Origin of the sequence: Planococcus kocurii (genome assembly GCF_001465835.2) — a bacterium.
Classification (GTDB): Bacteria; Bacillota; Bacilli; order Bacillales_A; family Planococcaceae; genus Planococcus; species Planococcus kocurii.
The window spans coordinates 2726789-2750646 of the sequence record NZ_CP013661.2 but is presented as its reverse complement, the minus strand read 5'-3'; the positions used below and the strand labels follow the sequence as shown (position 1 = coordinate 2750646).

The window sequence follows — 23858 nt, the reverse complement described above, 5'->3', positions numbered from 1 at the left end:
CCTGCTCTACCTAGAAAATTACTTAAATACTGTCTGTAATTGGCGATTTTTTTTCCACATGTTTCTATCTCTAGCATTTGTCGTTTTTTTCACTGAATGGGTACTAGCTATTAAAAGGATGCTACTAATAAAACCAAAAGTACCAGCTATCGCTATCTTCATTAGTAACTCTTTCTGACTAGGCTCTTTACTCCCATTTTCAGGAACTGCTTGTGAAATGATAGTGACTGGATTTGTTTGAAAAGAATCACTTACTTTAGTTTGAAAAACAGCTGCTACTGCATTAGCAATGCTAACTGACTCCTGACTACTAGCAGAAGAAACAGTAACCGTTAACACTGGAGAGTTACTGGCATAGCTTACAAGAATTTGTTCGCGAAGAGCAGAAACAGACGTTTTTAACGGCAGATCTTTACTAACTTGATCCAGTACTTCCGAGCTTTCAATAAAAGCTGCATATGCTTCTATCATTCGGGAATCTATCTGCTTATTTTCCTTTAGCTGGTTTGATAATACCGATTGTGATTTTTCCACGAGCAATTGGCTAGACGCCTGATACTCTGAATCAATGATAAAAACAAAAATCAAGGAGGCTGTCAGCATTAGAAAAAAAGTAAAGCTGAGCGAAAAGTAGATTTGTTTTTTATAACTTGCCAACAAATGCGCAATGATCTTTCTGCTTTTCACTAGATTTACCTCCTTGTGCTCAATAACAGCATGAATCTTATTTTTATTTCTAAAAATTCAGATTATTATAGTTCATTTATATCATATTTAGGTGGTTCAATCTACACTTTTAAGGATATTTTTAAAATTATTATTAATAAAAATAAGTATTTAGTCCAAAGACACGAATTTTATTTTATATTTTTATTCTAAATTAGGTAATTAGAATTAAATAAATTAACCGCTACTGAAGACTTATCTGTTAAGTTTAACCCCACCAAGTTCGTGTCTCATTCTTATTAACTTGTGGCAATTGTCTTGATTCCTATAGATGTTTACCTAGCTAGCGTCAACTTGTTCGTGATTAACCGATCAACACAGATAGAACTATGGTTTGTCTCTTCACCGTTAAGAATTTTTCTTCAGCTATATAAGTCCAGACGTACCAAAAAAGCAGGGGTCCCGGAAGCCTCAAAAATAAAACAGACGCAGAAAAAGAACTTTTTTCTGCGTCTGTTTTATTGAATAGCTGGCTCAGAATCCTGAACTGGGCGTGTATTTTTTGGATTTCCTGAAAGTAACGTCGCTTCTTTAAACTTTTTTCTTTTTGTAGAAAGAACTTTTTTAGAGTTAAAATGGCTATGGCTGTGCTCACTGAAAGTACCTTTGGCGACGGGCATTAAACTGTCTTTTAGCATGCAAAAGGGACTGCACCCTAACAGTCATTTTATGACCTTTTAGGCAGTCCCTTTCGTCTATAAACAAATTTAATTAACTTAAACCTTTGAATTTTTTATTGCGAAAATGGATTTGTTGTTCTGTTCACAGTAAGGTTTATTTTCGAAAAAGTTAAAAATTCATCCTTTACTCTTTCCACAAGCCAATGATGCCATTTCTACGATAAATAATTTCTTTTGACTCCAAAGTCTTTAACACTTTTGTCAAAGTTTGATGTGAAATGTTAATATCTGCTGTAATTTCCTTGATCGTTTTGAAAAGTACACCTTCTGACGAACTATTCCTCAGAAAATAGTTTATGAACTTCTCTCCCGTTTCTGCCGTCTTTTCAGTTTCTGATGAAAAATACTCCCGGCATTCACTTAAGATTTTCTCTTCCGAAAAATTTTCTGTTCTACTGTGCATAAGATTTTCCACTATTTTCATCTAACCACCTCCAAAAATTGCAGCCCATCGAAGCGTGCTTACTATCTCTATACCCTTCCACTCTAAAGATATACATACTATTTCATATAATACTGATAATTCCAAAATCATATAAAAATACCCATTAAAAGGTTTTCTAAATAAAAAAAACAAACAACAGAAATATATTCTGTTGTTTGTTTTGCAATTTCGTAAATTTCATTTTTTTAAGTTAAACGACTTAGTATTTTCATTTTTTCATTGCGTCTTGAATAAAATCTTTTAATACATGTATTCCCATCACACAATCATTTAGACTAGACCACTCTTTTGGATTGTGGCTAATACCATCTTTGCTTCTGACAAAAAGCATAGCTACTGGAATAAAGCGCCCCAGATTCATGGCATCGTGACCAGCTCCACTCGGAATATAAGTTGGCGAAATTCCAAACTTATTTAAAGAAATGGCCAAGCGTTTCTGCAAATCTTTAGCAATCGGCACTGGCTGAATTCGCGTATTCAATTTAACTGTTACGTGAATGTCATTTTTGGCAGCAACTTTTTCAGCTTGTTCTATGAGTTGATCAATGAGTTGATCTCTTGGTGCTTCGTTTATATCTCGAATATCGACAAGTAATTTTACTTTTTCAGGAATTACATTTGCACCGTTTGGAAAAACATCCATTTTTCCAACGGTCGCTACTGCGGTGTCACTAACTGTTTTGGGAAACTGAGGAATCGATTGAATAAATTCCGCTGCCGCTATTAGGCAGTCTTTTCTGCCAATCATTGGCGTATTTCCAGCATGTCCGGCTTCCCCAGCAAATTCCACAGCAAGCCAAGCAGGTCCGGCAATGCCACTGACAATTCCGACTGGTTGATTTACTATTTCTAGTTTTTTTCCTTGTTCGATATGTACTTCTACAAACAATTCCAATTCAGCCAAATCTCTACCTGCAGCTTTAAATGCTCCCAGTGTACTGCCGTAATGCGTTAACACTTGTTCTAGCGTGTCCCCGTTATAATCTCTTAGTTGTGCCATTTCTTCTTCAGAAATAGCACCCGTCATCGCTTGACTTCCTGTTAATCCACTGTTAAATCGTGATCCTTCCTCGTCAGAAAAAATAATGACTTCATACGGTTTTTGAGGAATGTATCCCTCTTCTTTCCATGATTCTGCAACTTCTAATGCCGATAAAACGCCCAACGGACCATCAAAATTACCTCCATTTGGCACACTGTCGACATGGGAACCCGACGCAATGGCTGGATGATTGTTCTTTCCTTCCAATCGAGCCGTGACATTTCCTGCCCCGTCTTCGGAAACCGTTAATCCCGCTTCAGCCATCCACTTTTTAACGAGAACTTTTGCGTCTTTTTCTTCATTTGAGAAACCAGGTCGTTTGACTCCGCCAACTTGAACAAATCCTATTTTAGACAATTCAACTAATCGTTTCGCAATACGTTTGCCGTTAATGCCTGAATGATCAAGTTTTGTATCGTAATCTTTTAATAACTCTTCATATAAAGGATTATCATTAGTAGTACTCATAACTTCCTCCTTAGTTTTTAACTAGTAGCCTGTGTATTATTTAGTTAAAAAAGACCACGCATATTGTGCATAAAGTTCTGCACCTGTTGTCAATGCATCTTCATCCACATTAAACTTCCCGTGATGATGCGCCCACTGCGTATCTTTTTCTGCGTTGCCGCTTCCGACTAACGCAAAGCTTCCGGGAACTTCATCTAAGTAAAATGAAAAATCTTCTCCACCCATTGTAGGTTCTTCGTTATAAATCGCATCTTTTCCAAATGCTTCGATTGCTACTCTTTGGACCAATTGGGCACTTTCAGTTCCATTTATAACAGCTTGTGTACCTCTAATATAGTCAACTTCTGCAGTACCTCCGTAAATTGCAGCTGTATGATCCGCATAAACTTGTAGCTGCTTTTCGATATGGTCACGGATTGAGGGATCGAAACACCTGACCGTTCCTTCAATTTCAGCATTTTCAGCAATAATGTTAAAACGAGTTCCTACGACCATTTTTCCAATTGTTACTACTGCTGACTGCATAGGATCAACTGTACGAGAGACCACTGATTGTACATTCATTACGAATGAAGAAGCAATAATTGCCGCGTCAATGCAAGCTTGCGGCATCGCTCCGTGTCCACCCTGTCCTTTAAACCGCACGTTAAAAATGTCTGCTGAGGCAAATGCAGGTCCTGGATTACAGGCCACTTTGCTGGTAGCTCCTTGAGACCAAATATGAATACCAAAAACGTCATCGACTCCTTCAACTGCTCCTTGTTCAACCATTGCTTTAGCACCGGTCGCCACTTCTTCAGCAGGCTGAAAGATAAAACGAACATTGCCTGAAATTTCTTCTTTAACACTGACCAGTGCTTTAGCTGCTGATAAGAGCATGGCCGTATGAGCATCGTGTCCACATGCATGCATTTTGCCAAGATTTTTGGATTTGTACGGCAAGTCTGTATTTAGTTCTTCAACAGACAAAGCGTCCATATCCGCACGTAACGCGACAGTCTGTCCTTGTTTCCCACCTTTTAGCTCTCCAATAACACCAGTTGGCTCTGTCAGGCGTGCATCGATGCCAAGTTCAGTTAAGTAATCATAAACAAATTGAGAAGTTTCAAATTCCTGCCATGATAATTCGGGCTCACTATGAAGCTTTTGACGTATTTGAATCATTTCGGCATTATTTTCTATAATGGCGTTTTTTATTGTTTGATTGATCATCTTCAATTCACTCCACTTTCTATTTTACTGCACTTAATAGGTTGAAGAATCAACACGGTGTTGCCGTTTATAGAAACCCGACAAATATTCCAGCTAATATAACAGAAACAATTGTGACCGTAATAAAGCCTGCCACTAGCATTGGCGGCAACATATGACTTGTTAGAACTTCGCGTTCTTTTTCGTCTTTAGTCAAGGAATTGATGACTTCTACCGTAATAATATAATCTGCTGGGAATCCGTAAAGAGCAGTCAAAGAAACTGCAAACGCCATTTCTTTACTAACTTTCAGAAGCTTACCGACGATTAATGAAAAAATGTACATTCCTGCAACACCAATAACAATACAGCCAATAAGCGGATACATTATTTCTACCATCATGCTTGGGGTAGCATTTTTTAAGCCATCAAAAATAAATAGCAATAAGCCCATAATCGCGAATCCAAAACCATTCGCTTTTTGTAGTGGATGGCGTTCTAAGAAACCAATGCTACGCGCGATAACACCAAACAATAGACATAAAACGAAAGGACTGATTTCTACTACCGGAGCTATTAGAACAGAAGTTAAATAAGCAAGATAACCAACAAAAGCTAAGCGGAAAAACTTAAAGAAGTCGGTATTGTATTTATCCGGCATCTTCGCAAACATCCGTGGTTCTTTAACTGGTTTCCCTGTAGTTTCTTGTTGTTCGCCAGGCATTTGCTTAGCTGTCAGTTCGTTATTTCTGTACTTCTTCAAAAGGTTTTTGCCTTCTCTTTTCAACATAATCGAGGTCAATGGATATCCTGCAAATCCTTGTACGACATAAATGATGATTGCAAAGACGGCTAACGTTGGAAGTCCTGCAGCAGCAGCTCCTTCTGACATGATTAAAGCAGATACCAATCCTCCGACTAGAGGTGGAATAGCAACTACCACTGTTTCAAAATCGAATAACAAAGTACCGATGCCAAATAACGCGGCAATGATTCCTAAAATACCTGATATCGCAATTAAGATTGTTTTCCACTGACTTTTTAATTCTTGCAAAGACAATAAAGTGCCCATATTTGTGATTAGTAAATAAATAAGCATGACGGCAACAGCCGGTGGAACTCCTGCAAGTGTAACAATTTCAGGAGGAAAGAATGTCCAAAATCCGAGTAAGAACAAAACCCCACTGACAAAAATCGAAGGAATCCATGCTTTTGTGCGAATTGAAACTGCTTCGCCTATAAATAATACTAAAATCAAAATTGCTAATGCCAGCATCTGAGACATACTTGTTTCCTCCTTTTTCTTTTTCAGCGAACAACCCTTTAGTGTTCCGCTGAATTTTTCTTAATATCAAAATAGTAGCACAATATAACTCAATAATGAATGGAATAAAAAGACTATTCCAAAATAATATTCTTTTTAGTTTAACTGTCTTTTTTAGAAAGCGCTCCCAATTGCTATATATTGCATATTGAATTAGTTCATGCACTTCCTTTAAAATGTGTACATTTCGTGAACATTGTATATTAAGCTTTTGCTTGAACGTTTACGCAATAACAATAAGAGGTATTTATTGAGGATAAGTGTAAATCAAAAGGAGGATTCAGAAGAATGAAAGGTAGACATTACATTAATGGTGACTGGACTGATACAGGAGATGGCAAGATTGAAGTGATAAATCCCGCAACTGGTGAAGTTGTCGGATCAGTGCCTAACGGAGGCGAACAAGAAGCCACCGCTGCAATCGAGGCTGCGGCTTTAGCTTTTCCAGAATGGTCGAAAACAACTGCCTACCATCGTGCTGAACTTTTAATGAAATGGCATGATTTATTGCTCGAACACAAAAAAGAAATTGGTGAAATTCTGACGAAAGAGATGGGCAAACCTCTTTCCGAAGCCATCGGAGAGGTAGAATATTCCGCTTCATTCGTCTCTTGGTTTGCTGAAGAAGGCAAGCGCATGTATGGTCGCACAATACCGGCGAGTAAAGAAGGCAAACGAATTCAAATTAACAAACAACCAGTTGGCGTGGTAGTATCTATTACACCTTGGAATTTTCCAGCAGCAATGATGGCAAGAAAAATGGCTCCTGCACTTGCTGCAGGGTGTACATTTGTAGCCAAACCGGCGAAAATGACACCATTGACGGCAGTCAAAATGTACGAACTTGCTATTGAAGCTGGATTTCCTAAAGGCGTCATCAACCTGGTGACTGGCAGTGCCAGCAAAATCGGTAAAGTGTTCACCAGTCATCCAGACGTCCGTAAGTTAACGTTTACCGGTTCGACTGAAATTGGTAAAGAATTAATGAAACAAGCATCAGAAACGATGTTGAACTTGTCTTTAGAACTAGGAGGTCACGCACCCATTATCGTTTTAGAAGATGCGGACATGGACTTAGCAATTGAAGGGGTTATGGCATCGAAGTTCCGAAATGCCGGACAAACTTGTGTATGTGGCAACCGCATTTATGTGCAGCAAAGCATTGTCGAAGAGTTTTCACAGAAACTTAAACAAGCTGCTGGCAACTTAAAAGTAGGCAACGGACTAGAAGAAGGCGTGCAGATAGGTCCTTTAGTCGACAAAGATGGTTATGATAAAGTTCAAAAACACGTTGACGACGCTATTGAAAAAGGCGCTAAAGTGCTTGTTGGCGGAAATGGGCGTTCAGAGAACAATGCTTATTTCTATAACCCAACAGTATTGGTTGATGCAACTTCAAATATGTTAGTCATGAATGAGGAAACTTTTGGTCCTGTTGCTCCCATTATGTCTTTTGAAACAGATGAAGAAGCCGTCAAATTAGCAAATGATACACGCTTTGGCTTGGCTGCTTACTTCTTTACCGAAAGCATGTCTCGTGGTACTTATCTATCTGAAAATCTAGATTACGGCATTGTCGGCTGGAACGATGGAGCTCCTTCTACTGCTCAGGCTCCATTTGGCGGAATGAAAGAAAGTGGTGTCGGTCGAGAAGGTGGCCAAGAAGGTTTAGATGCATTTTTGGAAACAAAGTACGTTTCAATCAAAATTTAAATTCTGCCGATAAAAAAGAAGCTATCCGGAAATTCCCGGGTAGCTTCTTTATCCTTTTATACAACTGTTTCACATATGTTGATTCCTGTAGAAGATGGTTTTGTAACTAAACATTCGTATAGCGGAAATTCTTTTGCCAAGTGTTCCGCTACTGCCGTTTCTCTTCCTTTTTCCACTGCGATAAACAAAGAAGGTCCTGCTCCACTAATAGCTGAACCAAACACCTCAAGTTCAAGGCAACTTTGCTGTATCGCATCAAATTTAGGGAATTTGTCTTTACGATAAGGTTCATGAAAAACATCTTTTTGCATTATGCGTCCCGCTGTCTGCCAGTCTCCCTTTGCTAAAGCCGCAGACACAACATTGCCTGCAGCACTCCCTTGCACAGCCGTTTTATGAGACAAGGTTTTTGGCAGGAGTTCACGCGATTCTGAAGTCAGAAATTCCGTAGGAGGAATTAATATAACAACCCCAATTTCTACTTCTGGGACGTGAACAATTTCTAACTCTTGTTCATCAAAATAAGAAATCGTTAGCCCACCAAGAAGTGAAGCTGAGATATTGTCCGGATGTCCTTCTAATTCTGTTCCGATTTTCAATTTCTCTTTCATTGACAGTTTTAAACCCATCAAACGATCGGCAATTTCGATGCCAGCAGCGATCGCTGTTGCACTGCTGCCAAGACCTCTGCTTAAAGGAATTTCTGTATCCACTGCCAATTTCGCAGCCGGCAGTGATTGATCATACTTTTCCGCAACAAACTGTGCCGTTGCGACAATCAGATTGTCAGTACCGGTCTCAATCTGCTGATAGCCTTGATTGTTGTATTCGACAAGCCACGTGATCGCGGGAGACACATGGACGACCATATGAAGATCTAATGCTAGACCAATCGAATCAAATCCGGGACCTAGGTTTGCGGTCGATGCAGGCACAGTCACTGAGAATTCTTTCCAGTTCATACGCTCACTCCTTTTTTCAAATCCTCCCAGAAACGTTCCATATCTTCTGGAACGAGAAGTGCTTTGTGCTGATTAACTGAAATTGCTGTTTCAGGATCTTTCAGTCCATTTCCTGTCAAAACAGCAACCACTTTTACCCCTTTTTTCAACATGCCATTTTCTACTTGCTTTTTGATCCCTGCAATAGAAGCACACGAAGCCGGTTCAGCAAATATCCCCTCAGTTCGAGCCAAGAGCTGATAAGCTTCAAGGATTTCTTCATCAGTAGCTGCTAAAATCGTTCCATTTGATTGATTTAAAGCATCCAGCGCTAATTGCCAACTTGCTGGATTCCCAATGCGAATAGCAGTTGCTACCGTCTCTGGATTTTCCACAACTTTATTATGGACGATGGGTGCTGCACCTGCTGCTTGGATGCCGAGAAGCACCGGACGTTTTTCACCAGTGCGCTCCGCATATTCTGTAAAGCCTTTCCAAGAAGCTGAAATGTTGCCTGCGTTACCAACTGGCAATGCGAAGATATCTGGTACTTGCCCTAATTGATCAATCACTTCAAATGCGATTGTTTTCTGTCCTTCTAAGCGGTAAGGATTGACCGAATTGACCAAAGCAATGCCTGCTTCTTGGCCAACTTCACGAACCATTTGCAGTGCTTCATCAAAATTCCCTTTGATTTCAAGAATCTCCGCTCCATACATTTTTGCCTGTGCCAGTTTCCCGAGCGCAATGCGGCCTTCTGGAATGACAACAATCGTCCGCATACCGGCTCTTGCACCATATGCTGCAGCCGAGGCCGACGTGTTGCCTGTTGACGCACAGATCAATACAGTTTTGCCTTCTTCTTTTGCTTTGGCGACAGCCATCACCATGCCGCGATCTTTAAAAGAACCTGTCGGATTGGCACCTTCTAGTTTTGCGTAAAGCTCAATTCCCCACTCTTTTGATAGTTTTTCCAAACGAACCAGCGGTGTATTGCCTTCTTGCAAAGTCAGTGAAGGAGTATTTTCTGTAACTGGAAGCCACTCTTTATGTTCCTCGATTAACCCTTGCCATCTCATGCTGTTTCCTCCCCTTCTATGCGGTAATGGCTGATAACGCTCGCCGTTCCTTCTAAGTCACTCAATACATCTAAATGTTGTTGTCGGGAAATCTGGTGAGTCAGCAAGACTAATTCTGCTTTGCCAACTTCTTCAGCGGGCGACTGCATAACTGATTGAATGCTCGCCTCGTGCTTACTGTAAATTGAAGTCATTTTGGATAAAACGCCAACTTCATCATTTACTAGCAAGCGATGGCAATATTTCGCAAAACGTTTTGCTTCTGGTTTAATAACACGTTCGTGTTGCGCTGAATGCGCACGTTTTCCGTTGACACCAAGCTGTAAGTTGCGACAAGCTGCGATGATATCAGAAACAACTGAAGTTGCAGTCGGCAAAGATCCTGCTCCGGGACCATAAAGCATCGTTTCACCTACAGCATCTCCATATATGTATACGGCATTGAATTCATTGTTAACGGACGCCAATGGATGCGAGTTTGCGAGAAAAATAGGTTCCACTGAAACTTCGATGCCGTCTTCGTCTTTTGTTGAAGAACCAACCATTTTCATCGTGTAACCAAATTTAGTCGCCAGCTCCAAATCGCCATCACGGATTTCTTTCATGCCTCTGACGAGTACGTCATCTAAATGCACTTCTGTAGAGAATGCCAGTGAAGATAGGATAACCATCTTCCGTGCTGCGTCGATCCCATCAACATCCGCTGATGGGTCAGCTTCGGCATATCCTAATTCAGTTGCTTCGGCTAATGCATCATCGTAGCTCATGTTTTCTTTTTTCATTTTTGTTAAGATAAAGTTTGTTGTGCCATTGACAATTCCCATCAAACTAGAGATTCGATCAGAAGCAAGACCATCTTCTAAAGTGCGGATAATCGGTACACCCCCGGCAACACTGGCTTCATAGAAAAGATCGCATTTTTCAGCGTCTGCTAATTTCAATAAATCGTGACCGTATTCTGCCATGACGTCTTTATTCGCTGTCACAACTTGCTTACCTGCTCTAAGCGCTTTTTCAATCGCTAGTTTTGCACCATCTATGCCACCCATCACTTCTACAATGATGTCGAGAGAAGAATCATTCAATATCTCTTCTATGTCCGTCGTGAATACACTCGGATCTAAACTAGAAAGTCGGTCCTTATTTGTATCTCTGACCAGTACTTTTCCGATTAGAACTTGGGCACCTAATTTATGATGCAAATCCTGCTGATGCTGCTGGATGATTTTAGCAACCCCGCTGCCCACTGTTCCAAGGCCTAATAATCCGATTGAAATTTCGTTTTTCATTGACGATTCCTCCCATGGTGTGTACACTGTGAAAAAACAATTGTTTTTGTCATAGGGACATTATAGTATTATATCTTAGTTAAAACAACCTTTTTACAGACTATTAAAAAAGATGGGACTTGATTAGATGAAAGTAAGCAAATTTGGCGGGACATCAGTAGCTAGTGCACAACAGATAAAAAAAGTGGCTGCAATTGTTAAAGCAGAGCCTTCTCGCAAAATCGTCGTTGTCTCTGCTCCAGGCAAGAGATTTGATGGAGACGTAAAAATGACAGATTTGCTCATTCATCTATCAGCAGCGGCATTACGTGACGAACCAACAGCAACTCCTCTTGCCAACGTTATGGAAAGGTATGCTGAAATCGCTGATGGATTAGGACTAGACGAAGACATCAAGAAAATCATTGAAACCGATTTGTTGAACCGTCTTCAAGCAGACAAAAGTTCACCTCCTCTTTTTGCAGACTCAATTAAAGCGAGCGGTGAAGATAACTCTGCGAAACTAGTAGCTGCTTACTTAACATCTATCGGGTTAGCTGCAGAATACGTCAACCCATTTGATGCAGGGTTGTTTGTAAACGACTTACCCGAGCGTGCACAAGCTCTTCCAGAAGCTTACGACAATTTGTCTGACTTGCGCAACAAAAAAACGATAACTGTTTTCCCAGGCTTTTTCGGGTATACAAAAAGAGGCCAATTACGAACTTTCGAACGCGGTGGCTCAGATATTACCGGCTCTATTTTAGCAGCTGCAGTTCAGGCAGAGTTATATGAAAACTTTACCGACGTGGACTGCGTCTTTGCAGCTAATCCCCGTGTTGTTGAAAACCCTGTTGAAATCGAACAAATGACTTACCGTGAAATGCGTGAGCTTTCCTATGCTGGATTTGCGGTTCTTCACGACGAAGCCCTTATGCCTGTCTTTAAAGCGTCTGTTCCTTTATGTATCCGTAATACCAACAATCCATCAGCACCCGGAACGATGATTGTTGCAGAGCGAGATCATTCCTTACGTCCTGTTACAGGCATATCAGCTGATAGTGGCTTCTCAACTTTATACGTCAGTAAATACTTGATGAACCGCGAAGTTGGTTTTGGCCGGAGACTGCTGCAAATATTAGAAGACGAAGATATCTCATATGAACACATCCCGTCTGGCATTGATAACCTTTCCGTTATTTTGCGCAGTCACCAATTGACTGTTGATAAAGAGCAGCGCATTGTAGAACGCGTTAAATCAGAACTGCAAGCTGATGACGTTCACATCCGAAGTGATTTTTCTATGATTGTTCTTGTTGGAGAAGGCATGAACAATCAAAAAGGACTGACAGCTCGTGCCGCGAACGCTTTTGCTAGAACTGGTGTCAATATTGAAATGATCAACCAAGGCTCTTCTGAAGTGAGTTTGGTGTTTGGCATCTTGAAAGAAGATGAACAAAAAATATTGAACGAATTGTACAAAGAATTCTTTGAACCTGCTTTGGTTCATTAATCAACACTCCCCCATCTTTTAACTCTTGAGCTCGCTACTCAAGAGTTTTTTATTTGTCTCGGTACATTAACTGAAAATTGTGATAGTATGGAATTATTCTGAGAGGGGGAACATTGATGACTGGTATTATTAAGCCACACCCAAAGCTATACGTAATGGACAACGGTACCTTGAGCATGGACAAGAATTTTTTAATTTCCATGCACAATCCGGCGAGTTTGGAAAACCCGAATCCGCCAAGTGAAATGGCTACATTTCCCGTTTATACAGTATTGATTGATCACCCGGAAGGCAAAATTTTATTTGATACAGCATGTAACCCAAATTCCATGGGTGCTGAAGGACGCTGGGGCAAAGTAACACAATCTCTTTTTCCGATTGACATGCCGGAAGAATGCTATTTGCATAACCGGTTAGATGAGCTTGGCGTTCGTCCAGAAGATATTAAATACGTTGTTGCTTCTCATCTCCATTTGGATCATGCAGGCTGTCTTGAATTATTCACCAATGCGACCATTATCGTTCACGAAGATGAACTAAATGGAGCCCTTCAAACCTATGCGAGGAACACGAAAGAAGGTGCTTATATTTGGGGCGATATTGATGCTTGGATTAAAAGCAATCTACAATGGAAAACTGTCAAACGAACTGAGGATGGACTTCAACTAGCCGAAGGAATCAAATTGCTGAATTTTGGCAGTGGGCATGCTTGGGGAATGCTCGGTCTGCAAATTCAACTTCCCGAAACGGGTGGCATTATTCTTGCATCTGATGCTATTTATACGGCCGAAAGCTTTGGTCCTCCCGTTAAGCCACCTGGCATTTTATATGATTCTGTCGGCTATACGTCAGCTGTTGAAAAAATCCGCAGACTGTCGCAAGAAACCAATTCTGATGTGTGGTTTGGTCATGACGCTGCACAGTTTAAGACTTTCCGTAAATCGACTGAAGGCTATTATGAGTAACGAATTTAGGATAAGCCAAAGTTAATTCACTAAAACTCAAAAGCCCTTCGCCAAGTACTGGCAAAGGGCTTTTATCTGGTTACATCCATATTTCAATAACTAAACCTCTATCATCGTTTACGCCAATGTCCGTAAGAAATAACGGTTTCACCAATCACGTTAAGCTTTGAATGAATTTTTCTAATCGATTCATGCCTTCTTCAAGGTCCTTCATGCTGCAAGCATAAGAAATCCGGATAAATCCTTCTCCGTAACGTGTAAATGCAGAACCAGGAACTGCTGCGACTCCTGCTTCTCTTAATAACCGTGTTGCAAACTCGAAAGAAGTCATGCCGAATTTTTCAATTGATGGAAAAATGTAAAAGGCACCTTTTGGCAAAATCACATCAATGCCCATCACTGTCAGGCGACTGTAAACAAAATCTCTTCGTTTGACATATTCTTTATTCATTTCAGCAGGAACATGACGCTGATTTTTCACCGCTTCAAGCGCTGCATACTGGCTTGGTACGGATGCACAAATGGCGTTGTATTGATGAACCTTTAACACGTGTTTCATATACATTTCTGGGCCCAGTACAAAACCAATTCTCCAACCTGTCATGGAATGCGATTTTGACAGACCGTGAACTAAGAATGTACGGTTGCGCATCTTTTCAAAATGCGCAACCGTAACATGCTTGTCACCGTATGCGTTTTCGCTGTAAATTTCGTCGGTTACGACAAAGACCTCGTGTTTTTCTAATACAGCTGCAACTTTTTCAAGCTGCGTAGAATCCATTGTGACGCCTGTTGGATTAGATGGAAAATTCATCAATACCGCTTTCGTGCGGTCTGTGATTAAGCTTTCTAAACGCGTTGGATCTGGTTGGAATCCCGTATCTGACATGTCCAAATAAACCACTTTGCCTCCACACAACTTAATAATTGGCTCGTATCCAGGGTAGGCCGGGGCAGGTAAAATAACTTCGTCCCCTTTTTCTAAAATCGCTCGAAATAGAGAATCCAAGCCTTCGCTTGCACCATTGGTAACGATGATTTCTGTTTTCGGCTCAAAGTTCAACTCATAAGTATCCTGAAAAAAAGAAGCGATTTCTGTCCGCAATTCGAGCATTCCTGCATTATGTGTATAGTTCGTATGATTGTGCCGGATCGCCTCGATTCCAGCTTGCTTAATTGGTTCAGGCGTTGGAAAATCTGGCTGACCGATTGTCAGGTTAATCGCATCTGGAAAATCGACCAATTGGTTTGAAAATTGACGTATACCCGAAATTTGAATAGCTTCGATCTGGCTGTTGATTGAAATAGGCATGAGTGACAACCTTTCTTTTAACTAAGTTCTATTATAATTAAGTTCACAGATAACTATAGCACACAATACTGTTCCTCCTGCTGTCGTATTGGAGCTTCAGAACCCGAGTCGCGCTCTAACACTTGCTGTATAATTTTGGCTAACCGGTAAAATTGAGCCGTCTTTCAGTGTCAATTGATAGTTTGAGGCGATGTCTCGAGATATCTCTTCTATATAGTCAATATTCACAATATATGACCGATGAACTGGCAAGAAGCTATCCGGCAATTGATGCTTTAAGTTTTTCAACGTATGAATTGCACAATAGGTTTCATCATCTGTATAAAACCATGTTTTCTTTTGGCTGCTTTCAATATGGGATACCTTGTTTACTGGAATGGGACGCCACGTGTCTTGAAATTTCCCTGTTAGGAATTGAATTGGTTTGTTTTTACGAACCAAGTAATCGGGAGGCAGAATAATAACAAGAACGCCTTCTTTTTCCACTAACTTGATCGGATAACCAATACCGTAATACGCTGTTCCGAGAATAGACTCTTCCACAAACATTTCGATTCGTTGTTTTTCTTTTTTAGCACGCGCAGCGATACTGCCGGGTAAAACCAGTTGCCCTTCTCGAATCTGCAAATCATGAACTCCCGCTTTATAGTAGATATAGCTCTCTTCATCTGCAATCGCAATCGATGCTTCTTTCGGAATCCAATCTCCAATGATAAATCCGATTTGTTCCAACATACTAGTAGTCATCCCCAGCTCCCCTTCCAAATGTGCTTATCGCCTAATAATCGCTTTTGTCGCCGAATGTTCCTTTCCATCCTGTTTACAAGACAGTTAGAATTTTCTGTTATATATTAATATACATCAAAATAAACTGTATTAATACAGTTACTAAAAATTATTTTTAGAGAGGAATGATTTAGTTGTTAACAAAATCGAATGTTACGATAACAGGTCAAGATGTACCAGGAATAGAGACGATTTTAACACCCGAAGCGCTAGATTTTATTGAAAAGCTACATCATAACTTTGATCAACGTCGTGTCAAACTGTTAAAAAAACGTCAAACACGCCAACAAGAAATTGATGCTGGTAAGAAAATTGACTTTCTTCCAGAAACAAAGCACATTCGACATAACAAATGGACGATTGCTCCCCTGCCGGAAGATATGAAGGATCGCCGCGTTGAAATCACGGGACCCACAAACCGCAAAATGCTCATTAATGCATTAAACTCTGGTGCCAAGATGTTTATGGCTGATTTAGAAGATGCTACTGCACCAAATTGGTTTAACGTTATTGACGGTCAAATCAACTTACGTGATGCGGTTCGAAGACAAATTGATTTTGAAATTCCTGAAACCGGAAAAAAATACGCATTAAATAAAGAAACTGCGGTGTTAATGGTTCGACCTCGTGGTTGGCATTTGATGGAGAAGAATATTCATATTAATGGCCAGCCAATTTCCGGCAGTCTTGTCGATTTCGGATTATACTTTTTCCATAATGCACAACAACTGATTGATCGGGGAACTGGCCCTTATTTTTACCTCCCCAAATTAGAAAGTCATTTGGAAGCTCGTTTATGGAATGATGTATTCGTCTTCGCACAAAATGAGCTAGAGATTCCACAAGGCATGATTCGCGCAACTGTGTTGATTGAAACGATTCTGGCTGCTTTTGAAATGGATGAAATTTTATACGAATTGCGTGACCACTCTGCTGGTCTGAACTGTGGACGTTGGGATTATATCTTTAGCGTGATTAAACGACTGCGTAATTTACCCGAATATATTTTCCCAGATCGCTCTCAAGTGACAATGACTGTACCGTTTATGCGCGCGTATACGCAACTTTGTATTCAAACTTGCCACAAGCGTAATGCACCGGCTCTTGGCGGCATGGCTGCCCAAATTCCAGTCAAAGGAAATGATGATGCCAACACAGTTGCCTTCCAGAAAGTCGCAGAAGACAAACGACGCGAAGCGATGGACGGACACGATGGTACGTGGGTTGCACATCCTGGAATGGTTGCAATCGCGATGGAACAGTTTAATGAGCATATGCCAACACCGAACCAAATTGATAATAAGCGCGAAGACGTCCAAGTAACAGCTGAACAATTAGTTGAAGTGCCAACAGGTACCATTACTGAAGACGGACTACGCTCGAATATTTCAGTCGGCATTCAATACATCGCTTCTTGGTTATCTGGAAACGGCGCAGCGCCAATTAATAACTTGATGGAAGATGCTGCAACAGCTGAAATTTCTCGTTCGCAAGTATGGCAATGGATTCGCCATCCAAAAGGACGATTCGACGACGGCCGAAAAATTGATCTTCCTTTATTTCATGAAGTGTTGGAAGAAGAAGTTAGTAAAATTCAACAAGCAGTTGGCGAAGACAACTATTCATCTGGAAATTACGTAGAAGCTCGTGCATTGTTTATAAACCTTACCGTACAAAATGAATTCGCTGAATTTTTGACACTGCCAGGTTATGAAATCCTAAACTAAACGATTGGAGGAGATCGACATGACAAACACTCAAACATACGAAATCCGGACGAAAAAAGAATGCCGGGAATGTGGTTGTGAGATAAACGAACAACGTGAATCGATCATTTATGAATGCGAACGCTGCATCGGGAAGCAAGAAGAATAACAGTGAAAAGAGGAAAACCACTTTACTGGTTTTCCTCTTTTCATTGTTATTCTTCGATTTTTTGTAGCAATTTCTCTTGATTGTTAAATTGAATTTTACCGATTTTTCCTGCTACTGGCACGATGGCTTGTCCTTCAAAATCAACTATCTCAGTTTCTCCTGATTCGTTTTCATACATGACTTGGAATGTGAAAGGATAAAGGGTCCTCTCCTTTTCGCTTTGAGTGATTTCAATCGCAGAAGTTGTGAGTTTGTATTCTCGATCTGAGTAACTATAGAGAAATGCATCTGTGTTCCTAAAGGTTTCATAGGCATTTTCAGTAAAATAAGAAGCGTACGTACTGTTCATATAATCGATTAATGCGTTGTATTCTGGCGTCTTGAGCCAAGCGTCATACTGTTCCTCGTTCATATTGGCTGTTTGAATTTCCGTTGCTGCGTCCCATAATTGTCGGTACCTGTTGTCTGGTCCATTAAATTGTTTTTCAATGACGGCTTGAATTGCCGCTTTGTCTTTTTCAAGCGACTCGGTTGGTTTTTCAGCTTCTGCTGTTTTTGCTTTTTCGTTACTAGAACAACCCACGATGAGTAAACAAGAAACAACTACGAGTAGGAATCCTAAAAGCCATCTATTCCTTGTGAAAATGTTCATCTTTAATTCCCCCTTTGAATGATTACAACCTATTTCAAAAAAATCATTTACTATTATACGAATCAGCCTCTTAAAAGTTCCAATTTTCTTACAACAAAAAAACACCCTCAACAATCATCGTTCAAGTGACTCGAACGTCGAGAATTGGGATGTTGATATTTTCATGAAATTTTTGTTGTTGGATCGTACGATGTTTTTTAATCAAGCACTTGTTAGACAGTTGTCTTATTGTTGGTTGGATGATTTGAAACGGTATCGTCGATCTTCTTCAAGCTTGTTAAAAACTTCGATATAACGAATGCCGCCTTGTTCTCGTCCGTTGGGCGCTTCGTCTCCATCTAAAATTTCAGCAAGTGGACGTGCTTCTGGTTCGATGATGGCTGAATCATAATCATCCATCAAGCCTTGGAGCTCTTTGTAAGTTTTAATGCCGTTATCTTTTTTAACTTCTTCAAATAATCGTTCAGCTTCATCTGGTGATAATTCGACGTATCCGACGGTAATGTGTTGCTTTTCCATGTTAAAACCTCCTGTAGCTTAATCTATCGTTTCTTCTTCTATACCCGTCAATTGAAAATGCATAAACCTTCATTTGCCATTCACTGGAAGATGCTCTCGATTTCCGCTATGATGGAAAGAGCAGAAAAAATTGAGAAACCGGAGTTGATCGCTTTGCGCGTAGCTATATTTGATTTTGATGGAACTTTGTATTCGAAGGAAACGTTTCAGTTGATGATGAACCATTTAAAGAACCATCCTGAACATAGCAGCCGCTATCGTCAATTTTATCGTACCATTATGCCTCCTTATATCGGTCATAAGCTGAAAATTTATCCTGAGCAGAAAATGCGTGAACGTTCTGTCCAGGCATATTTAGCCGCATTGGACACTTTTACACAAACTGAACTTGAGCAGTATTTTGGGGAGATTGCTGAACAAATGCACGGCGATCTGAATCTGACTGTCGTGGAGCGACTGAAAAACCATGTGGCGAATAACGATTACGTCATGCTCGTATCTGGCGCTTTTACGCCACTTCTTCACGCAGTGACTAAACAATTGCCGATTAGGACCATTATTGGTACAGAAATTCTCTATAAAAATAACGTCGTCGATCATCGTACTCCCTTGTCACATGTTCAAGGACCGTTAAAAACAATAAAAATCAAAGAAGCACTTGCAGGACAAGATATTGATTGGGCTAATAGCTACGCATATGGGGATAGTCACTCAGATTTACCTGTACTTGAACTCGTTGGACATCCAGTAGCGGTTCAACCCAAGTCTAAGCTGCGTACAGTGGCTGAGCAACGGCATTGGGAAATCATTTAATCATAAAAAAAGCGGACTGCAATTGCAGTCCGTTTTTTATGTCTCATTTAATGTTTCAATGCAAATTCGAATGCCTTTTAGTAGATCCTCGTGAGACCAGCTTGGAATCCCACCGTGCTCGATCGCTAATTCATGCGACGCCGGAATGTGAATAAAGCCAGTAAGAAGTTTGGGGTTATGGACCTTGGCGTAATGCAATCCTTCATACATGACGTTGTTGCATAGATATGCACCTGCTGTATTCGAAATGGTTGCGGGAAGCCCCTTCGCAAGCAGACTGTCCACCATTTTCCGAATCGGCAGCGTAGACATATACGCGTCTTCTCCTTGTTCTCTAATCAGCTCATCGACAGGTTTGTTGCCTTCGTTGTCAGCATCTCCGTCTTTGATGTTAATAGCAATTCGCTCTGGTGTAATTTTATAGCGTCCTGCTGCAAGTCCGAGAGAAACGACTGCATCTGGAACTTCCTCGTCGATAAATTTGAGCAAAGCCTTTCCTGAAGAATTAAAATCCACTGGCATTATTTTACCGATAACCTGGTAGTTACCAATGATCGTCCCATCTAGTGCTTCAACAATTTTCATCGTTGGATTGACTGTATAAGCTAAAAATGGCTCAAAGCCGGTCAATAATAACTTTTTCATTGCTATCTCCTCCTGTTTCAACTTGATATTCCACTTACCTATATTACAGACTTTTCTTGTCACAGTTCTTAAGAGTAAAGTGCACGATCTGTAGCGCAGACAAATTCTACTAAACTGGCTTTCCACTACTAGGAACGATTATTTATTCGATTTACCTAGTCGTTATTATACGCAATTTTGTCATTCTTTCCTACTAAGGACAGCCGGGTTAGATCAACACATTTTTTTCTATTCTCTATTAAAAAACTCTTCTCAATTACCAACTCTTGTGTTAAAATTCATTATACCGAATAATTATACATTAAACAGGAGGAATATACATGATTAAGAAAAAACCATTTATCGCTTTGTTGGCATCGTCTGCATTATTATTAGGGGCTTGTGGAAATGACAGCACAAGTGAAAGTGATTCAGGAACTTCAGGAGAAAAAAAGGTTTTGGAAATGGCAACATCCGCTGAATTCGCTCCATTTGAATCACGCAATCCTGAAGGTGATATTGTCGGATTCGACATTGACCTTGCCAACCATATAGCAGATGAACTTGGCTACGAACTTGAAATTACTGATATGAAATTTGATGGCTTGATCGGAGCGTTGCAAAACGACCGGGTTGATATGGTCATTGCGGGTATGTCCGCTACCGAATCACGTAAAGAAAACGTTGATTTTTCAACAGAGTACAATCATTCTGGCGAAATGTTTGTCACTGTCAAAGATTCAGAACTGACTAGCCTTGAGTCATTAGAGGGGAAAAGTGTTGGGGTCCAACTTGGAACGATTCAAGAAGAAGGAGCAAAAAGCATTATCGCTGATGAAGGCATCAATTTCGAGTTAAAAGCGTTAGATGATTCTGGTGCGTTAATACAAGAAATTTTATCTGGTCGTATCGACGCCGCCTACATGGATAAACAAGTGGCTCTTGGCTATATCGAAGCACAGGATCTGGGTGCATTTGATGACCCAACAACTGCTTCACCCGGTATGGCCGTTGCTTTCCCGAAAGGCAGTGAGCTAGTAGAAGAAGTGAATGGCATACTTGCTGAAATGGAAGAAAGCGGCGAGTTAGATAAATTAAAAGAACAATGGCTGACTGAAGAAGAATAAATTACCTTGTAGAAAAGAGTTGTAATCGATGAACCTGGATTTTTCACAAATAGTTCCTTATATTCCGTTCATGCTAGAAGGAATTTGGACCACTTTGAAATTCGTATTTTTTGCGATTATTTTAGGTTCGATTCTTGGAACCTTGCTCGCTCTACTCAAAATAAGTAGCGTTGCACCTCTTAGATGGTTTGCCGATGCCTATACATCGATATTCCGGGGAACACCGCTGATTTTGCAATTGATGATTATTTATTACTCGATTCCACAGCTAACAGGCTATGACATTTCAGCATTTCTTTCGGCCATTTTGGCTTTTGGACTGAATTCATCCGCTTATATATCGGAAATTATTCGTGCTGGAATTCAAGCAGTCGATAAAGGACAAACAGAAGCGGCTCAAGCGCTCGGTATTCCGTACCGCTCGATGATGAAAGATATTATTTTGCCTCAAGCCTTAAAAAACATCTTACCCGCATTAATGAATGAATTTATCACCTTAACAAAAGAATCCGCTATCGTCTCGACCATCGGCTACCTCGATCTCATGAGACGCGCACAAGTAGTGGGTGCCGACTTGTTCCGTAACTTTGAACCGTTGTTATTTGTCGGCGTCATCTATTGGTGTCTCGTGATGGGCTTGACGATGATTGGTAAAGTTTTCGAACGGAGGTTAAAACAAAGTGATTAAAGTTCAACAGCTTTATAAAAAGTTTGGTACGAATGAAGTCCTCAGTGACATTTCTACTGTTGTCACGAAAGGTGAAGTCGTATCGATTATCGGTCCTTCTGGTTCAGGCAAATCCACTTTTCTACGGTGCTTAAACTTACTGGAACTACCGACTTCAGGCATTATTGAAATCAACGGTAAAAACTTAACGGCTTCTAAAAAAAATATCCACAAAATTCGGCAGCAAATCGGTATGGTATTTCAGCATTTTCATTTATTTCCTCATTTGACGGTGCTTGAGAATTTAACTTATGCACCGATGAAAGCAAAAGGCATCAAAAAAGAGGAAGCAGAATTGAAAGCACGATTGCTACTTGAACGCGTTGGCTTATCTGAAAAAGAAAAGGCCTACCCAAACAGCTTGTCTGGCGGTCAAAAGCAGCGTGTTGCGATTGCACGTGCTTTGGCTATGGAACCGGAACTAATGCTGTTTGATGAGCCTACTTCGGCACTGGATCCAGAAATGGTCAAAGAAGTGCTCGATGTCATGAAAGACTTAGCAAAATCCGGAATGACGATGGTTGTCGTGACTCACGAAATGGGCTTTGCTCGAGAAGTTGCAGACCGTGTTTTATTTTTGGATCATGGTGTATTAGTCGAGGAAGGCCAGCCGATGGAATTCTTTAGTCATCCGAAAACTGCTCGCGCTAAGGATTTTTTGGATAAAGTCTTGTAACAGGTATCCTTCTGGGTACCTGCTTTTCTATTTATCACTATTTGTTCATTTGATGCTCAAATGTGTTGGCGTTACTTCTCATTTCTGCATGTTATAATCGAAGCTGGCAAACACGCAGAAAACAGAGGTGGAAAATGTGTTTAGAAAAATCGTTATTTTAATAGGCGTCCTATTTTTCATGTCGCTGATTATCTTTACAGCTGTCATGTTCTTAAAAAATGAAGTAGAACTTTATTCGGAAACCGATGTGTCGTTAACCATTGAAAAGCCGACTTTCATTACATTCAGCGAACCGGAAGTCAGTAACAACGGTTCAGATCTTACGCAAGTTTACACGATGACTTTCCTTGGAATAGAGGTCGGCACATATACATTAGTCGATCGATCGCTTCAAAACGGCACTTCCATTATTTTCGAAGAAATCAAAAACACCGGTTGGATTCCTTACACATTGTCGATGAATGTTAACAAGTTAGAAGATACCGATTTTAAATCGTGGAATCCACAGCCGGTAGCCAAACTTGACGAAGCGTTGTATGGATTAGACTCAACGACCAATCCGCATGGCATTTTCACAACCAAAAATGGTGAAATTCTAATCGGCAATGTTTACGTATCGCGGAATCTACAACTAGGAAATGGCGACTCCGTGCAGGAATTGCGTCATGAAATTACGGATTTTACTACAGAAGAAGGCACCTTGTCGAAAAACCTTTGGTTGCCACCTAAGCACTCAAGTCAGACATGGCTAATGGCAGCTCAACAACCGTTATTCGAAACAGAAGAAGATGAAGACCAATGGATTGCATTTTCACTCGAAAATCGTTTGTCGCAGTTAAACTGGCTGACGCCTCAAGGTCCTTACGTTAAGCTTCAATTGACGGACGACCCACGAACACAACTTGCCTATGGGTATATCGATAAGCGAACGGCCGACCTCTCTTCCCTTGAATGGAATGAAACTTCGCCCTCTTTGTTCTTTGAGTCCATGATACTAAATGCTGAAATCAATCAATAATCATCTAAAAAGCGTTAAAGCCCCTGCTTTAACGCTTTTTTATATTCTTATCTTCTTTTCTTAATACCCAGGCAGTTAGCTTTCAAATTAACTAAAAATTCCGTATAATTAAAGTGAGTTAAAACCTTATTTCTGTTGCTACGCGGCGGCTGATTACTATATGAGGAGGTTGGTCATAATGGAACGCCGAGTACTCGATTCACAAGAAATAGAACTTCGGTTAGATGATGATTTTAATGCGATTCTGAATATGATTGGCGAAGGTGCACCCGTTTACACAACTTACAAAGAATTCAAGATAGAAAAAGAACGGCAGCGTGAAGAAGAAAAAGAGCTTCATTAATGTTGAATCATCGCTTTTCCGTTACCGGAGA

25 protein-coding genes are annotated in these 23858 nt (G+C 40.4%); 11 read left to right on the top strand and 14 right to left on the bottom strand.

From position 1 onward, the window contains the following. Positions 1-18: 18 nt before the first annotated feature. From AUO94_RS13350 to AUO94_RS13325, 6 genes are all read right to left on the bottom strand, one after another. Positions 19-687 (bottom strand): YveK family protein, encoded by a 669-nt coding sequence (locus AUO94_RS13350; protein WP_058384685.1) that lies wholly within the window; start codon positions 685-687, stop codon positions 19-21. A 497-nt stretch (positions 688-1184) separates the two neighbouring features. Next, positions 1185-1364, bottom strand: coding sequence for a hypothetical protein (locus AUO94_RS17465; protein WP_169793182.1), 180 nt, complete (start codon positions 1362-1364; stop codon positions 1185-1187). A gap of 166 nt (positions 1365-1530) precedes the next feature. Beyond that, positions 1531-1830 carry a replication/maintenance protein RepL gene (locus tag AUO94_RS13340; protein ID WP_058384683.1) on the bottom strand — a complete coding sequence of 100 codons (300 nt, stop codon included), beginning with the start codon at positions 1828-1830 and terminating at the stop codon, positions 1531-1533. 229 nt (positions 1831-2059) lie between these two features. After that, positions 2060-3361: a Zn-dependent hydrolase gene (locus AUO94_RS13335; RefSeq protein ID WP_058384682.1), complete on the bottom strand. Its 1302-nt coding sequence runs from the start codon at positions 3359-3361 to the stop codon at positions 2060-2062. A 36-nt stretch (positions 3362-3397) separates the two neighbouring features. Continuing rightward, positions 3398-4573: an amidohydrolase gene (locus AUO94_RS13330; protein WP_058384681.1), complete on the bottom strand. Its 1176-nt coding sequence runs from the start codon at positions 4571-4573 to the stop codon at positions 3398-3400. A 67-nt stretch (positions 4574-4640) separates the two neighbouring features. Further along, the gene (locus AUO94_RS13325; RefSeq protein WP_058384680.1) at positions 4641-5837 is read right to left on the bottom strand and encodes a hypothetical protein; all 1197 of its coding nucleotides are present in this window, start codon (positions 5835-5837) and stop codon (positions 4641-4643) included. A 327-nt stretch (positions 5838-6164) separates the two neighbouring features. Here AUO94_RS13325 and AUO94_RS13320 point away from each other — a divergent pair, with 327 nt between their 5' ends. Further along, positions 6165-7589: an NAD-dependent succinate-semialdehyde dehydrogenase gene (locus AUO94_RS13320; protein ID WP_058384679.1), complete on the top strand. Its 1425-nt coding sequence runs from the start codon at positions 6165-6167 to the stop codon at positions 7587-7589. 56 nt (positions 7590-7645) lie between these two features. On the opposite strand, the gene thrB is transcribed toward AUO94_RS13320, so the two are convergent. The 3 genes from thrB to AUO94_RS13305 are packed head-to-tail and all read right to left on the bottom strand — an operon-like array spanning position 7646 to position 10898. Further along, complete coding sequence (gene thrB / locus AUO94_RS13315; RefSeq protein WP_058384678.1) at positions 7646-8551, bottom strand: homoserine kinase; 906 nt, start codon at positions 8549-8551, stop codon at positions 7646-7648. Beyond that, entirely contained in the window at positions 8548-9609 is a 1062-nt protein-coding gene (gene thrC, locus AUO94_RS13310) for a threonine synthase (protein ID WP_058384677.1), read from the bottom strand. The genes thrB and thrC overlap by 4 nt, the downstream gene beginning before the upstream one ends. Further along, entirely contained in the window at positions 9606-10898 is a 1293-nt protein-coding gene (locus AUO94_RS13305) for a homoserine dehydrogenase (protein ID WP_058384676.1), read from the bottom strand. The genes thrC and AUO94_RS13305 overlap by 4 nt, the downstream gene beginning before the upstream one ends. Before the next feature lie 127 nt (positions 10899-11025). Between AUO94_RS13305 and AUO94_RS13300 the strand changes: the two genes are divergently transcribed. Then, on the top strand, positions 11026-12390 hold the full coding sequence (locus AUO94_RS13300) for an aspartate kinase (RefSeq protein WP_058384675.1): 1365 nt from the start codon (positions 11026-11028) through the stop codon (positions 12388-12390). A 116-nt stretch (positions 12391-12506) separates the two neighbouring features. Beyond that, positions 12507-13355: an AhlS family quorum-quenching N-acyl homoserine lactonase gene (gene ahlS, locus AUO94_RS13295; protein ID WP_058384674.1), complete on the top strand. Its 849-nt coding sequence runs from the start codon at positions 12507-12509 to the stop codon at positions 13353-13355. 154 nt (positions 13356-13509) lie between these two features. On the opposite strand, the gene AUO94_RS13290 is transcribed toward ahlS, so the two are convergent. Both AUO94_RS13290 and AUO94_RS13285 read right to left on the bottom strand, forming a co-directional pair. Then, entirely contained in the window at positions 13510-14667 is a 1158-nt protein-coding gene (locus AUO94_RS13290; protein WP_058384673.1) for an aminotransferase class I/II-fold pyridoxal phosphate-dependent enzyme, read from the bottom strand. A gap of 96 nt (positions 14668-14763) precedes the next feature. Further along, positions 14764-15414, bottom strand: a complete 651-nt coding sequence (locus tag AUO94_RS13285; RefSeq protein ID WP_058384672.1) for a LytTR family DNA-binding domain-containing protein — start codon at positions 15412-15414, stop codon at positions 14764-14766. A 173-nt stretch (positions 15415-15587) separates the two neighbouring features. Between AUO94_RS13285 and aceB the strand changes: the two genes are divergently transcribed. Both aceB and AUO94_RS17550 read left to right on the top strand, forming a co-directional pair. Beyond that, entirely contained in the window at positions 15588-17180 is a 1593-nt protein-coding gene (aceB, locus tag AUO94_RS13280; protein WP_058384671.1) for a malate synthase A, read from the top strand. Positions 17181-17199: 19 nt separating this feature from the next. Continuing rightward, the gene (locus AUO94_RS17550; RefSeq protein WP_211272186.1) at positions 17200-17328 is read left to right on the top strand and encodes a YhfH family protein; all 129 of its coding nucleotides are present in this window, start codon (positions 17200-17202) and stop codon (positions 17326-17328) included. 46 nt (positions 17329-17374) lie between these two features. On the opposite strand, the gene AUO94_RS13275 is transcribed toward AUO94_RS17550, so the two are convergent. Together AUO94_RS13275 and AUO94_RS13270 are read right to left on the bottom strand one after the other, a co-directional pair. Next, on the bottom strand, positions 17375-17980 hold the full coding sequence (locus tag AUO94_RS13275; RefSeq protein WP_058384670.1) for a hypothetical protein: 606 nt from the start codon (positions 17978-17980) through the stop codon (positions 17375-17377). A 225-nt stretch (positions 17981-18205) separates the two neighbouring features. Beyond that, positions 18206-18499 carry a hypothetical protein gene (locus tag AUO94_RS13270; protein ID WP_058384669.1) on the bottom strand — a complete coding sequence of 98 codons (294 nt, stop codon included), beginning with the start codon at positions 18497-18499 and terminating at the stop codon, positions 18206-18208. 108 nt (positions 18500-18607) lie between these two features. Here AUO94_RS13270 and AUO94_RS13265 point away from each other — a divergent pair, with 108 nt between their 5' ends. Then, positions 18608-19312, top strand: coding sequence for an HAD-IB family hydrolase (locus tag AUO94_RS13265; protein WP_082707548.1), 705 nt, complete (start codon positions 18608-18610; stop codon positions 19310-19312). 36 nt (positions 19313-19348) lie between these two features. On the opposite strand, the gene pcp is transcribed toward AUO94_RS13265, so the two are convergent. Beyond that, positions 19349-19957 (bottom strand): pyroglutamyl-peptidase I, encoded by a 609-nt coding sequence (gene pcp, locus AUO94_RS13260; protein WP_058384668.1) that lies wholly within the window; start codon positions 19955-19957, stop codon positions 19349-19351. A gap of 320 nt (positions 19958-20277) precedes the next feature. On the opposite strand from pcp, the gene AUO94_RS13255 reads away from it, so the two are divergent. The 5 genes from AUO94_RS13255 to AUO94_RS17460 all read left to right on the top strand — a co-directional run bounded on the left by AUO94_RS13255 (position 20278) and on the right by AUO94_RS17460 (position 23827). Continuing rightward, a complete protein-coding gene (locus tag AUO94_RS13255; protein ID WP_058384667.1) occupies positions 20278-21063 on the top strand; it encodes an ABC transporter substrate-binding protein in 786 nt (261 codons plus the stop codon). A gap of 28 nt (positions 21064-21091) precedes the next feature. After that, the gene (locus AUO94_RS13250) at positions 21092-21751 is read left to right on the top strand and encodes an amino acid ABC transporter permease (RefSeq protein WP_058384666.1); all 660 of its coding nucleotides are present in this window, start codon (positions 21092-21094) and stop codon (positions 21749-21751) included. After that, positions 21744-22466, top strand: coding sequence for an amino acid ABC transporter ATP-binding protein (locus AUO94_RS13245; protein WP_058384665.1), 723 nt, complete (start codon positions 21744-21746; stop codon positions 22464-22466). Before AUO94_RS13250 ends, AUO94_RS13245 begins: the two co-directional genes overlap by 8 nt. A gap of 136 nt (positions 22467-22602) precedes the next feature. Next, positions 22603-23484, top strand: coding sequence for a hypothetical protein (locus AUO94_RS13240; RefSeq protein WP_058384664.1), 882 nt, complete (start codon positions 22603-22605; stop codon positions 23482-23484). A 178-nt stretch (positions 23485-23662) separates the two neighbouring features. After that, positions 23663-23827 carry a hypothetical protein gene (locus AUO94_RS17460; protein WP_169793181.1) on the top strand — a complete coding sequence of 55 codons (165 nt, stop codon included), beginning with the start codon at positions 23663-23665 and terminating at the stop codon, positions 23825-23827. The last annotated feature ends 31 nt before the right edge of the window (positions 23828-23858 follow it).